We start from the raw sequence: 12,762 nt of genomic DNA, 5'->3' as shown, positions 1-12,762 counted from the left end.
GTATAGTAAAGCTAACAGGCAGAGCAGAAGCGACGGGAAGGAGTGGTAACGATGTTTGGCTATCGCAGTAATGTGCCAAAAGTGCGTCTGACGACGGACAGGCTGGTCGTTCGTCTGGTGCATGAGCGTGATGCCTGGCGTCTGGCGGATTATTACGCCGAGAATCGCCAGTTTTTAAAACCCTGGGAACCCGTTCGGGACGAGAGCCACTGCTACCCCTCTGGCTGGCAGGCGCGCCTCAGTATGATTGCGGAATTTCATAAACAGGGAAGTGCGTTTTATTTCGCGCTTCTCGATCCGGAAGAGAAAGAGATCGTTGGCATTGCCAATTTTTCAAACGTGGTACGCGGGTCGTTTCACGCCTGTTACCTCGGGTATTCCATCGGTCAGAAATGGCAGGGGCAGGGGCTCATGTTTGAGGCGCTGACGGCGGCGATTCGCTACATGCAGCGCACGCAACATATCCATCGCATTATGGCCAACTACATGCCGCACAATAAGCGCAGCGGCGATCTGCTGGCCCGCCTGGGGTTTGAGAAAGAGGGCTATGCCAAAGATTATCTGCTGATTGACGGCGAGTGGCGGGACCATGTGCTCACCGCGCTCACCACCCAGGAGTGGACCGCGGGTCGTTAAGGAGAAAAAATGAAATATCAGTTAAATGGCGCCGAAGCGCGCGTGGTCGGCTGCCTTCTGGAAAAGCAGGTCACCACGCCGGAACAGTATCCTCTGTCCGTGAATGCCGTCACGATGGCCTGCAACCAGAAGACGAACCGTGAGCCGGTGATGAACCTTGGCGAGCACGAGGTGCAGGATACCCTTGACGAGCTGGTGAAGCGCCACTACCTGCGCACCGTCAGCGGCTTCGGTAATCGCGTCACTAAATATGAACAGCGCTTTTGTAATTCCGAATTTGGCGATTTAAAACTCAGCGCTGCGGAAGTGGCGGTGATCACCACGCTGCTGCTGCGCGGGGCGCAGACGCCGGGGGAACTGCGCACGCGCGCCTCTCGCATGCATGAATTTCGTGATATGCAGGACGTTGAACAGACGCTGGAGGGGCTGGCATCACGCGAGGACGGTCCTTACGTGGTGCGTCTGCCCCGCGAGCCGGGCAAGCGTGAAAGCCGCTACATGCACCTTTTTAGCGGCGACGTTGAGCCCTCTGCGCTGGCCGTAGAATCCGACACGCCAGCATCAAACGACAGCCTGAACGCGCGCGTGGCGGCCCTGGAAGACGAGGTTGCCGGGCTGAAGCAGCGTCTGGATGCGTTACTCGCACATCTGGGAGATTAATCGTGACAACATTACGCATTGGTGTTGTGGGGCTGGGAGGGATCGCGCAAAAAGCCTGGCTGCCCGTTTTAGGCGCCGCGTCCGACTGGACGCTGCAAGGGGCGTGGTCGCCCACCCGCGAGAAAGCAGAGCGCATCTGCAAAACCTGGCGCATCCCTTATGCCGGTTCGCTACAGGATTTAGCCCGTGAATGTGATGCGGTATTTGTGCATACCTCAACCGCGACGCACTACCAGGTGGTGAGCGAGTTGCTGAACGCAGGCGTTCACGTCTGCGTGGATAAACCCCTGGCGGAAAATGTACAGGATGCTGAGCGACTGATTGAGCTGGCCGCGCGTAAAAAGCTGACGCTGATGGTCGGCTTCAACCGCCGTTTTGCGCCGCTCTATCAGCAGCTTAAAGCGCAGTCCGGCTCGTTCGCCTCTCTGCGTATGGATAAGCACCGTACCGACAGCGTGGGGCCTAACGACCTGCGCTTCACGCTGCTGGATGATTATCTCCACGTCGTGGATACGGCCCTGTGGCTGAGTAACGGAAAAGCCCAGCTGCAAAGCGGCACGCTGCTGACCAACGAGCAGGGAGAGATGGTTTACGCCGAACATCATTTTGCCGTTGAGCATTTGCAGGTGACGACCAGCATGCATCGTCGGGCGGGCAGCCAGCGCGAGTCCGTGCAGGCCGTTACGGATGGCGCGCTGTATGACGTCACCGATATGCGAGAGTGGCGGGAAGAGAAGGGCAATGGCGTGGTCGCGTTACCGGTTCCCGGCTGGCAAAGCACCCTGGAGCAGCGTGGCTTCGTGGGCTGCGCGCGTCACTTCATCACCTGCGTGCAGAATCAGACGGTTCCTGAAACGTCCGGGGAGCAGGCTATTCTGGCGCAGCGCATTGTGGAACGACTCTGGCGCGAAGCCATGTCGGAATAACGCGTTGTAACATCTGCCGATAGTAATTCGTTGAAATCCGGTTAGACTAAGCGCCGCTTGTTGGCTTTGCCGGGTGGCGCTAACGCTTATCCGTCCTGGAAATCCGTAGGGTTGTGGAACTTCACGTTAATGAACTTATTAAAATCGCTGGCGGCCGTCAGCTCGATGACCATGTTTTCCCGCGTGCTTGGCTTTGCGCGCGATGCCATTGTGGCAAGGGTTTTTGGCGCCGGGATGGCGACTGACGCCTTTTTCGTCGCTTTTAAGCTGCCAAACCTGCTGCGCCGTATTTTTGCCGAAGGGGCCTTTTCACAGGCATTTGTTCCGATCCTCGCAGAATATAAAAGCAAACAGGGCGAAGATGCCACCCGCGTCTTTGTGGCCTACGTTTCCGGATTACTGACGCTGGCGCTGGCGATCGTGACCGTCCTGGGGATGCTGGCAGCGCCCTGGGTGATCATGGTGACGGCGCCGGGTTTTGCTGACACGGCGGATAAATTTGCCCTGACCACCCAACTGCTGCGTATAACCTTCCCCTATATTCTGCTGATTTCGCTGGCGTCGCTGGTGGGTGCCATCCTGAATACCTGGAACCGCTTCTCCGTTCCGGCCTTTGCCCCCACGTTCCTTAACGTCAGCATGATTGGCTTTGCGCTGTTCGCCGCGCCGCATTTTAACCCACCGGTGCTGGCGCTGGCCTGGGCCGTGACCGTCGGCGGCGTGTTACAGCTTGCTTACCAGCTTCCGCACCTGAAAAAAATCGGCATGCTGGTTCTGCCGCGCATTAATTTCAAAGATGCGGGCGCAATGCGCGTTATCAAACAGATGGGACCGGCGATACTCGGTGTGTCCGTTAGCCAGATCTCGCTGATCATCAATACCATCTTCGCCTCTTTCCTGGTGTCGGGCTCGGTGTCCTGGATGTACTACGCCGATCGTCTGATGGAGTTTCCATCCGGGGTGCTGGGCGTGGCGCTGGGGACTATTCTGCTACCGTCGCTGTCGAAAAGTTTCGCCAGCGGCAACCACGATGAATACTGCCGCCTGATGGACTGGGGCCTGCGTCTCTGTTTTCTGCTGGCGCTGCCAAGCGCGGTGGCGCTGGGGATCCTGGCAAAACCGCTGACGGTTTCATTGTTCCAGTATGGAAAATTCACCGCCTTTGATGCCGCCATGACCCAGCGTGCGCTCGTAGCCTACTCGGTGGGGCTGATGGGGCTGATTGTCGTGAAGGTGCTTGCGCCCGGTTTCTATTCACGTCAGGACATCAAAACGCCGGTTAAGATTGCCATTGTGACGCTGATCATGACGCAGCTGATGAACCTGGCGTTTATTGGACCGCTGAAACACGCGGGGCTGTCATTGTCGATTGGTCTGGCGGCCTGTCTGAACGCCGGGCTGCTGTACTGGCAGCTGCGCAAGCAGGATATCTTCACACCGCAGCCGGGCTGGGCAAGCTTCCTGCTGCGTCTGGCGATTGCGGTAGTGGTGATGGCGGCCGCGCTGGTTGGCATGTTGTATGTCATGCCTGAGTGGGCGCAGGGCACCATGCCTTACCGCCTGATGCGTCTGATGGCCGTGGTGGTGGTCGGTGTGGTGGCGTACTTTGCCACGCTGGCGGTGCTTGGCTTCAAAGTGAAAGAGTTCACCCGCCGCACGGTATAAACGCCAAAAGGGGAGTTCACCAGAAGGTGCTCCCCGCTTCATGACGTGCCGCTACTGCGTCAAATCGAAATCTTTTTCCCACCCGTGATACGTGCCGTGGCCGTCTGACCATCCGCACCGTACAGCCCCGGCTCTTTATAGGGCTTTAACACTTCAAGCGTCTGCTGATTACGGATAATCTGTCCTTCCAGCAGCCAGCCGTTATGCTGGTTGAGATCGCGAAGATGCTGGGTTTTTTCTGTAATGGTCTGCCAGCGTTCGTTGATCTCATCATTGGCGCTGCGTTTCGCGTCTTGCTCAGCGCGTCGCTGTTTTTCCAGATAATCCAGGGTCGCCAGCAGCGAGCTTTTATCTTCAGTTATGCGTTGCAACGCGCTGCCGTTGATTTGACCAGAAGAGAGGTGGTGCTGTTCTGCATCCATCACCGTTTTCAGGTCGTTCAGGACCACCGTCATCTGATCCAGTATTTCTGACAGTCGACTCATACGGTTAGTTACTCTGGAGGAAACTCTGTGCGTCCTGAATCAGCGCATCAGCGATTTTGCTGGTATCCATTTTCAGTTCGCCGTTACGGATAGCCGTTTTCAGCGCTTCAACACGTTCCATGTTGATATCGCTGCTGCCTGGCTGCATCAGCTTCGACTGCGCATCGCTCAGCGTGACGCTGGTGCTGTTAGCCGTCGACGTTTTTTCCAGACGCGTTTTTTGCGGGGCAGCCTCATTCGTTTCGCGAGGTTGTACAGTGCTAACCGGCTTCAGGGCTGATGTACGATCAATGCTCATAGTGTTGTCCTCATCGAGGGTTCGCGGCGTTTGCGCCTGACATCATCATTTGTTGAATATTTATCGGCAGTCGCCGCGAAATCTTTAAAAAGATTACAGGTTAATCAGAATATTCCCATCAGGACCGACCGTGCCGCTGACCACCTGGCCTGAGGACATTCTGACCCGGGCATTTTGCGCCACTGCGGCATTATTCAGCGCTTTTCCTTCACTGTTGATACTAAAGCCTTCGCCATTGGCGACCACCATCACCTGTTGTCCCGCTTTCACCCGCCACGCCTGGCGCAGCATGGATAGCTGTATCGCCTGTCCAGGAGCGACATCGCGCAGGCTGACCGCCTCCTCAGCCTGGTTGATATCCAGCATCGTCCGCGGTGGAAGCTGATCCAGACGGCCTCGCTTCAGCGTTACGCTGTCAGGTTGCAGCAGGCTGCCCCGGGGAATGGGAACGGCGGCGACAACATAATTGCCCGTCGCCTGAACCGCAACCTGTAAGTAGCGTTTTTCATTGGCGCAACGCGCCAGCACGTTCACGTTGCCCCATAAGCGGGTGCTGCCGGTCACGCTAAATGACGGGGCTTCGCAGGAAGGATAAAGGTTAGGCGGGGTGCGCACGGTCACGCGTACGTCATCGCTGAAACCGGCCAGCTTCTGCGCAAAGAATGCATTGAGCTGGTCCTCTAACCCCTCAGCCTGCACCAGAGGGCTTAAAAGCAGTAGGGTCGCCGCCAGGCCACGTTTAAAAGTCCGCATCGCACGTTCCACCATGTCCAGAATTTAGCAAATTCTACCCGCAGTGGTTTTCCATCAACGCAACAAATAGCGACGCATTTTGCGCTTATTCCGTCGATAGGGGAGACGGGGTGAGATTTAAGCTGTGAACTGAAATTTTCTCATCAGCGGAGGAGACATGCTCGATAAACTCGACGCCGCGTTACGTTTTCAGCAGGAAGCGCTCAATTTACGCGCCCAGCGGCAGGAGATTTTAGCCGCCAATATCGCCAACGCGGATACCCCCGGGTATCAGGCGCGCGATATTGATTTTTCCAGTGAACTCAAAAAAGTGATGGAGCGTGGACGTGCCGAAGGAACGGGTGTCTCACTGGCCCTGACATCCTCACGTCATATTCCCGCTCAGGCGATGACCGCGCCAACGACCGACCTGCTTTACCGTATTCCCGATCAGCCCTCACTTGATGGTAACACCGTCGACATGGACCGGGAGCGCACACAGTTTGCCGATAACAGCCTGCAATACCAGACAGGTCTGACGCTACTCGGCGGGCAAATTAAAGGCATGATGACCGTCCTACAGGGGGGCAATTAGTAAATGGCCTTGCTGAATATTTTTGATATCGCCGGTTCGGCATTAACGGCGCAGTCCAAACGACTGAACGTGGCCGCCAGTAACCTGGCCAACGCCGACAGCGTGACCGGCCCTGACGGGCAACCGTATCGCGCTAAACAGGTTGTCTTCCAGGTTGATGCTGCACCGGGTGCGGCAACGGGCGGCGTAAAAGTGGCGGACGTGGTTGAGAGCCAGGCACCCGACAAGCTGGTTTACGAGCCAGGCAACCCGCTCGCGGATGCCAGCGGCTACGTGAAAATGCCGAACGTGGATGTGGTCGGGGAGATGGTGAACTCCATGTCCGCGTCGCGCAGCTACCAGGCAAACGTCGAAGTGCTTAATACCGTGAAGAGCATGATGCTCAAAACACTCACTCTCGGCCAGTAAAGGAGACACGCATGTCCATCGCCGTAAACGTGAATGACCCGACAAATACCGGCGTCAACAGCACCAGCAGTGCGACCGGTTCTAGCTCTCTCACCGGGAGCAATGCCTCCGATTTACAGAGCAGCTTTCTGACCCTGCTGGTGGCGCAGCTGAAAAATCAGGATCCGACCAATCCGATGCAGAACAACGAACTGACCACGCAGCTTGCGCAGATCAGTACCGTCAGCGGCATTGAGAAACTGAACACTACGCTCGGCTCGGTCTCCGGTCAAATCGATAACAGCCAGTCCTTGCAGGCCGCCAACCTGATCGGTCACGGGGTGATGATCCCGGGGACCACGATTCTGGCGGGCACCAGCACTACCGATGGCACCTCCACCACCACCACGACGCCGTTTGGCGTTGAATTGCAGCAGCCGGCCGACAAAGTCACCGCCACAATCAAAGACGCCAGCGGCAACGTGGTGCGCACGATTGAGATTGGCGAGCTTAAAGCGGGCGTTCATACCTTTACCTGGGATGGCAGCCTGACCGACGGCACTAAAGCGCCTAACGGCTCGTATCAGGTTGCGATTAGCGCCAGCAACGGCACCACTCAGCTGGTGGCTCAGCCGCTACAGTTTGCCCTGGTTCAGGGCGTCATCAAGGGTAGCGATGGCAACAAACTGGATTTGGGTACCTCCGGTACCACCACACTCGACGAAGTTCGGCAGATTATCTAAGCCTTAATACTTATCAGGAGTAAGTCATGGCCTTTTCTCAAGCGGTCAGCGGCCTGAATGCTGCGGCCACCAACCTGGACGTCATTGGCAACAACATCGCCAACTCCGCGACCTATGGTTTTAAATCCGGTTCTGCGTCTTTTGCAGATATGTTTGCAGGCTCTAAAGTGGGTCTGGGCGTGAAGGTGGCGGGTATCACCCAGGACTTCACCGACGGGACGACCACCAACACCGGTCGCGGTCTGGACGTCGCCATCAGCCAGAACGGTTTCTTCCGTATGGTGGATGCCAACGGTTCCGTGTTCTACAGCCGCAACGGCCAGTTCAAGCTGGATGAAAACCGTAACCTGGTGAACATGCAGGGGCTTCAGTTAACCGGTTATCCGGTTGCCGGCACACCGCCTACGGTGCAAACCGGTGCGAATCCGCAGGCGATCTCCATCCCAACGACGCTGATGGCGGCGAAGTCCACCACCACTGCCTCTCAGCAGATCAACCTGAACTCCACCGATACCGCGCCAACCGTCGCCTTCGATCCGTCCAACCCTGACTCTTACAACAAGAAAGGCACCGTGACGGTGTTTGACAGCCAGGGTAATGCGCACAACATGAACCTGTTTTATGTCAAAAACGAGACGCCAGCTAACTCCTGGAAAGTGTATTCGCAGGACGGCAGCGTAGCGGGAGATGCAGCGAAACTGGCAACCACGCTGACCTTTAACGAGAGTGGTGTGCTGACGGGTGGCGATGATATCAAGATCACAACGGGCACCGTTCCGGGCGCGACGCCAGCCACGTTTGACATGAGCTTCGCCAACTCCATGCAGCAAAACACCGGTGCAAACAACATCGTGGCGACGAGCCAGAACGGCTATAAGCCGGGCGATCTGGTGAGCTACCAGATCAACGATGACGGTACCGTTGTCGGTAACTATTCGAACGAACAGACCCAGGTGCTGGGGCAGATCGTGCTGGCAAACTTCGCTAACAACGAAGGCCTGAAATCCGAAGGGGATAACGTCTGGTCTGCCACGCAGTCTTCCGGTGTTGCCCTGCTGGGTACCGCGGGTTCCGGTAACTTCGGCACGCTGACTAACGGCGCGCTGGAAGCCTCCAACGTCGATCTGAGTAAAGAGCTGGTGAACATGATCGTCGCGCAACGTAACTACCAGTCCAACGCGCAGACCATCAAAACCCAGGATCAGATCCTCAACACGCTGGTTAACCTGCGTTAAGCAGCTGACGGGAAAGCGCAATGGATCACGCAATATATACAGCGATGGGCGCAGCAAGCCAGACGCTCAATCAGCAGGCCGTTACCGCCAGCAACCTGGCAAACGCCTCCACGCCAGGTTTTCGTGCGCAGCTCAACGCGCTGCGTGCGGTGCCGGTAGAAGGGCTGTCATTGCCCACGCGTACGCTGGTCACCGCCTCCACGCCGGGCGCCGACATGACGCCAGGCCAGATGGATTATACCGCGCGTCCGCTGGACGTTGCCCTTCAGCAGGACGGCTGGCTGGCGGTGCAAACGGCGGACGGCGGGGAAGGCTATACCCGAAACGGTAATATCCAGGTGAGCGCCACCGGGCAACTGACGATTCAGGGGCATCCGGTGATGGGCGAAGCCGGTCCGTTGACGGTGCCGGAAGGGTCAGAGCTGACCATTGCGGCAGACGGGACGATCTCGGCGTTAAACCCGGGCGACCCGGCGAACACCGTTGCGCCTGTCGGTCGTCTGAAGCTGGTGAAAGCGGAAGGCAACGAAGTGCAGCGTGGCGATGACGGGATGTTCCGTCTGACCCAGGCGGCGCAGGCCACGCGTGGCGCCACGTTACAGGCCGACCCGACCATCCGCGTGATGTCCGGCGTGCTGGAAGGCAGTAACGTCAAACCGGTAGAAGCCATGACCGACATGATCGCCAGCGCCCGCCGCTTCGAAATGCAGATGAAAATCATCAGCAGCGTCGATGAAAACGCAGGCAAGGCTAACCAACTTCTGGCTATGAGTTAACAGGACTCCCTATGATCAGTTCTTTATGGATCGCGAAAACCGGTCTGGACGCACAGCAAACCAATATGGATGTGATTGCCAACAACCTGGCAAACGTCAGCACCAATGGTTTCAAGCGTCAGCGTGCGGTTTTCGAAGATTTACTTTATCAAACGATTCGTCAGCCAGGGGCGCAGTCTTCTGAGCAAACCACGCTGCCGTCCGGTCTGCAAATTGGTACCGGCGTGCGCCCGGTCGCCACCGAGCGTCTGCACAGCCAGGGCAACCTGTCCCAGACCAACAACAGTAAAGACGTTGCCATTAAAGGTCAGGGTTTCTTCCAGGTGCAGCTGCCTGACGGGACCTCCGCCTATACCCGCGATGGTTCTTTCCAGGTGGATCAGAATGGTCAGCTGGTGACGGCGGGCGGTTTCCAGGTTCAGCCTGCGATCACCATCCCGGCGAACGCGCTGAGTATCACCATTGGTCGTGACGGTATCGTCAGCGTCACTCAGCAAGGTCAGGCCGCGCCGGTCCAGGTTGGACAGCTTAACCTGACCACCTTCATGAACGATACCGGACTGGAAAGCATCGGTGAGAACCTCTACACCGAAACGCAGTCTTCCGGCACGCCAAATGAAAGTACCCCGGGCCTGAACGGGGCGGGGCTGTTGTATCAGGGGTATGTGGAAACCTCGAACGTTAACGTGGCGGAAGAGCTGGTGAATATGATCCAGGTCCAGCGCGCCTATGAAATTAACAGTAAAGCAGTGTCGACGACCGACCAGATGCTGCAAAAACTGACGCAACTCTAAGGTGTAGCCCGGTGCGGTAAACGTCGCACCGGCTCCCTGTTTTCGAAGATGAAGGCAATGCATAAAAACGCGGCGTTTCGTTATCCGATCCTGACTGTTCTGGCCGTCACCCTCAGCGGGTGTGCCTGGATCCCGTCTAAACCATTGGTACAGGGTGCGACTACCGCCCAACCCGTTCCCGGTCCCGCGCCGGTGGTGAACGGCTCAATTTTCCAGACCGCGCAGCCGATTAACTACGGTTATCAGCCGCTGTTTGAAGACCGTCGTCCGCGTAACGTTGGCGATACGCTGACCATTGTGTTGCAGGAAAACGTCAGTGCGAGTAAGAGCTCGTCGGCGAACGCCAGCCGCGACGGCAAAACCAATTTTGGCTTCGACACCGTACCCCGCTATCTGCAAGGGCTGTTCGGCAACGCCCGTGCGGATGTGGAAGCCTCCGGCGGCAACACCTTTAACGGTAAAGGTGGCGCGAACGCCAGCAACACCTTCAGCGGAACGCTGACGGTAACGGTTGACCAGGTTCTGGTGAACGGCAACCTGCACGTGGTGGGCGAAAAACAGATCGCCATTAACCAGGGTACGGAATTCATTCGCTTCTCCGGTGTGGTTAACCCTCGCACTATCAGCGGCACCAACACCGTACCGTCCACCCAGGTGGCGGATGCGCGCATTGAGTACGTCGGCAACGGCTACATTAACGAAGCGCAAAATATGGGCTGGCTGCAACGCTTCTTCCTTAACTTATCGCCGATGTAAGCGAGGTGACCTATGTATAAATTTCTCTTCGCCGTGGCGCTGTCGCTGGTCGCTACCGTTGCGCAGGCCGATCGCATACGCGATCTCACCAGCGTGCAGGGCGTGCGCGAAAACTCGCTGATTGGCTACGGCCTGGTGGTGGGGCTGGATGGGACGGGTGACCAGACGACCCAGACGCCGTTCACCACCCAGAGCCTGAACAATATGCTCTCGCAGCTCGGTATTACCGTACCGGCCGGGACCAACATGCAGCTGAAAAACGTGGCGGCCGTGATGGTGACCGCGTCTTATCCGGCCTTTGCGCGTCAGGGGCAGACCATCGACGTGGTTGTCTCGTCGATGGGTAACGCCAAAAGCCTGCGCGGCGGTACGTTGCTGATGACGCCGCTGAAAGGCGTCGACAGCCAGGTGTATGCTCTGGCGCAGGGCAACATTCTGGTTGGCGGAGCAGGCGCGTCGGCGGGCGGCAGCAGCGTGCAGGTGAACCAGCTGAACGGGGGACGTATTACCAACGGCGCGATCATCGAACGTGAGCTGCCGACCCAGTTCGGCACCGGCAACACCATTAACCTGCAACTGAATAACGAAGACTTTACGATGGCGCAGCAGATCGCTGACACCATCAACCGCAGCCGGGGCTACGGCAGCGCCACCGCGCTGGATGCCCGTACCGTGCAGATCCGCACGTCAACCGGCAGCAGCAACCAGGTGCGGTTGCTGGCCGATATCCAGAATATGGAAGTGAACGTGCCGGTGCAGGATGCGAAAGTCATTATCAACTCCCGTACCGGCTCGGTGGTGATGAACCGCGAAGTGACGCTGGACAGCTGCGCCGTGGCGCAGGGCAATCTCTCCGTCACGGTTAACCGCTCGGCCAACGTCAGCCAGCCGGATACCCCGTTTGGTGGCGGTCAGACGGTAGTGACCCCGCAAACGCAGATTGATTTACGACAGAGCGGCGGTTCGTTGCAGAGCGTGCGCTCCAGCGCCAACCTGAACAGCGTGGTGCGTGCTCTGAATGCGCTGGGTGCAACGCCAATGGATCTGATGTCCATTCTGCAATCCATGCAAAGTGCAGGCTGCCTGCGCGCCAGACTGGAAATCATCTAAATGCTGACCGATAGCAAACTGTTGACCAGTGCCGCCTGGGATGCCCAGTCGCTCAACGAGCTGAAAACCAAAGCGGGCAAGGATCCGGCGGAGAATATCCGCCCGGTTGCCCGTCAGGTGGAAGGCATGTTCGTACAAATGATGTTGAAAAGCATGCGTGAAACCCTGCCGAAAGATGGCATGTTCAGCAGCGATTCCACGCGGCTTTACACCAGCATGTACGATCAGCAGATTGCCCAGCAAATGACCGCCGGAAAGGGGCTCGGCCTGGCGGACATGATCGTGAAGCAGACCGCAGCCGCTCAGGGGCTCCCGCCTGAAGAGGCCCCGCCGCAGGTGCCGCTGAAGTTTGATCTGGAAAAGGTGACCAGTTATCAAAATCAGGCGCTGACGCAGATGGTGCGTAAGGCGATGCCGAAGCCGGCAGAAACGCGTGACGAGCCGCTCTCCGGCGACAGCAAAGACTTCCTGGCGCAGCTCTCCCTGCCGGCGCGTCTTGCCAGTGAAGAGAGCGGCGTGCCGCACCATCTGATTCTGGCGCAGGCGGCGCTGGAGTCGGGCTGGGGGCAACGTCAGATCCGCAGGGAGAACGGTGAGCCGAGCTTCAACATCTTTGGCGTGAAGGCCACCTCCAGCTGGAAGGGGCCGACCACCGAGATCACTACCACCGAATATGAGAACGGTGCGGCAGTGAAGGTGAAAGCCAAATTCCGCGTCTACAGCTCGTATCTGGAAGCGTTGTCGGATTATGTCGGGCTGCTGAGCCGGAATCCGCGCTACACCGCCGTGACCCAGGCCGCCACGCCAGAGCAGGGCGCTCAGGCATTGCAGAATGCTGGCTACGCGACCGATCCAAACTATGCGCGCAAGCTGACCAGCATGATCCAGCAGCTGAAATCCATGTCTGAGAAGGTCAGCAAAGCGTATAGCACAGATCTCGAAAATCTGTTCTGAAAGTTCTCAA

16 protein-coding genes are annotated in these 12,762 nt (G+C 57.7%); 13 read left to right on the top strand and 3 right to left on the bottom strand.

Going from position 1 to position 12,762, the window contains the following annotated elements:
- Window positions 1-51: 51 nt before the first annotated feature.
- The 4 genes from rimJ to murJ all read left to right on the top strand — a co-directional run bounded on the left by rimJ (window position 52) and on the right by murJ (window position 3,887).
- Window positions 52-636, top strand: coding sequence for a ribosomal protein S5-alanine N-acetyltransferase (gene rimJ / locus ACJTMZ_RS05090; protein WP_003858007.1), 585 nt, complete (start codon window positions 52-54; stop codon window positions 634-636).
- A gap of 9 nt (window positions 637-645) precedes the next feature.
- Window positions 646-1,296, top strand: coding sequence for a YceH family protein (locus ACJTMZ_RS05085; RefSeq protein WP_063151344.1), 651 nt, complete (start codon window positions 646-648; stop codon window positions 1,294-1,296).
- Between the two features lie 2 nt (window positions 1,297-1,298).
- Window positions 1,299-2,222: a Gfo/Idh/MocA family protein gene (locus ACJTMZ_RS05080; protein ID WP_017384736.1), complete on the top strand. Its 924-nt coding sequence runs from the start codon at window positions 1,299-1,301 to the stop codon at window positions 2,220-2,222.
- 129 nt (window positions 2,223-2,351) lie between these two features.
- On the top strand, window positions 2,352-3,887 hold the full coding sequence (gene murJ / locus ACJTMZ_RS05075; protein ID WP_017384735.1) for a murein biosynthesis integral membrane protein MurJ: 1,536 nt from the start codon (window positions 2,352-2,354) through the stop codon (window positions 3,885-3,887).
- 59 nt (window positions 3,888-3,946) lie between these two features.
- Here the strand turns inward: murJ and flgN are convergent, their stop codons facing one another.
- From flgN to flgA, 3 genes are all read right to left on the bottom strand, one after another.
- The gene (flgN, locus tag ACJTMZ_RS05070) at window positions 3,947-4,372 is read right to left on the bottom strand and encodes a flagella biosynthesis chaperone FlgN (RefSeq protein WP_063138496.1); all 426 of its coding nucleotides are present in this window, start codon (window positions 4,370-4,372) and stop codon (window positions 3,947-3,949) included.
- Between the two features lie 4 nt (window positions 4,373-4,376).
- Window positions 4,377-4,670, bottom strand: a complete 294-nt coding sequence (flgM, locus tag ACJTMZ_RS05065; protein WP_003858002.1) for a flagellar biosynthesis anti-sigma factor FlgM — start codon at window positions 4,668-4,670, stop codon at window positions 4,377-4,379.
- 93 nt (window positions 4,671-4,763) lie between these two features.
- The gene (flgA, locus tag ACJTMZ_RS05060; protein ID WP_252010824.1) at window positions 4,764-5,423 is read right to left on the bottom strand and encodes a flagellar basal body P-ring formation chaperone FlgA; all 660 of its coding nucleotides are present in this window, start codon (window positions 5,421-5,423) and stop codon (window positions 4,764-4,766) included.
- A 157-nt stretch (window positions 5,424-5,580) separates the two neighbouring features.
- Between flgA and flgB the strand changes: the two genes are divergently transcribed.
- From flgB to flgJ, 9 genes are read left to right on the top strand one after another with little or no spacing between them, the layout of a single operon-like run.
- The gene (flgB, locus tag ACJTMZ_RS05055) at window positions 5,581-5,997 is read left to right on the top strand and encodes a flagellar basal body rod protein FlgB (RefSeq protein WP_003857999.1); all 417 of its coding nucleotides are present in this window, start codon (window positions 5,581-5,583) and stop codon (window positions 5,995-5,997) included.
- A 3-nt stretch (window positions 5,998-6,000) separates the two neighbouring features.
- A complete protein-coding gene (flgC, locus tag ACJTMZ_RS05050; RefSeq protein ID WP_003857997.1) occupies window positions 6,001-6,405 on the top strand; it encodes a flagellar basal body rod protein FlgC in 405 nt (134 codons plus the stop codon).
- Between the two features lie 11 nt (window positions 6,406-6,416).
- Window positions 6,417-7,127, top strand: coding sequence for a flagellar hook assembly protein FlgD (gene flgD, locus ACJTMZ_RS05045; RefSeq protein WP_003857994.1), 711 nt, complete (start codon window positions 6,417-6,419; stop codon window positions 7,125-7,127).
- Window positions 7,128-7,153: 26 nt separating this feature from the next.
- Window positions 7,154-8,362, top strand: coding sequence for a flagellar hook protein FlgE (gene flgE / locus ACJTMZ_RS05040; RefSeq protein ID WP_015570832.1), 1,209 nt, complete (start codon window positions 7,154-7,156; stop codon window positions 8,360-8,362).
- Between the two features lie 20 nt (window positions 8,363-8,382).
- Window positions 8,383-9,138, top strand: a complete 756-nt coding sequence (locus ACJTMZ_RS05035; protein ID WP_003857990.1) for a flagellar basal body rod protein FlgF — start codon at window positions 8,383-8,385, stop codon at window positions 9,136-9,138.
- A gap of 11 nt (window positions 9,139-9,149) precedes the next feature.
- Window positions 9,150-9,932: a flagellar basal-body rod protein FlgG gene (gene flgG, locus ACJTMZ_RS05030; protein WP_000625853.1), complete on the top strand. Its 783-nt coding sequence runs from the start codon at window positions 9,150-9,152 to the stop codon at window positions 9,930-9,932.
- A gap of 57 nt (window positions 9,933-9,989) precedes the next feature.
- Window positions 9,990-10,688, top strand: coding sequence for a flagellar basal body L-ring protein FlgH (flgH, locus tag ACJTMZ_RS05025; RefSeq protein WP_126513963.1), 699 nt, complete (start codon window positions 9,990-9,992; stop codon window positions 10,686-10,688).
- A 12-nt stretch (window positions 10,689-10,700) separates the two neighbouring features.
- Window positions 10,701-11,798 carry a flagellar basal body P-ring protein FlgI gene (locus ACJTMZ_RS05020; protein WP_017384733.1) on the top strand — a complete coding sequence of 366 codons (1,098 nt, stop codon included), beginning with the start codon at window positions 10,701-10,703 and terminating at the stop codon, window positions 11,796-11,798.
- The gene (flgJ, locus tag ACJTMZ_RS05015; RefSeq protein ID WP_252010823.1) at window positions 11,799-12,752 is read left to right on the top strand and encodes a flagellar assembly peptidoglycan hydrolase FlgJ; all 954 of its coding nucleotides are present in this window, start codon (window positions 11,799-11,801) and stop codon (window positions 12,750-12,752) included. It abuts the gene before it with no gap.
- Window positions 12,753-12,762: the final 10 nt, after the last annotated feature.

It is taken from the genome of Enterobacter sp. DN, from assembly GCF_046054285.1.
Taxonomy (GTDB): Bacteria; Pseudomonadota; Gammaproteobacteria; order Enterobacterales; family Enterobacteriaceae; genus Enterobacter; species Enterobacter hormaechei_C.
This window is presented reverse-complemented; position numbering and strand designations above follow the sequence as displayed.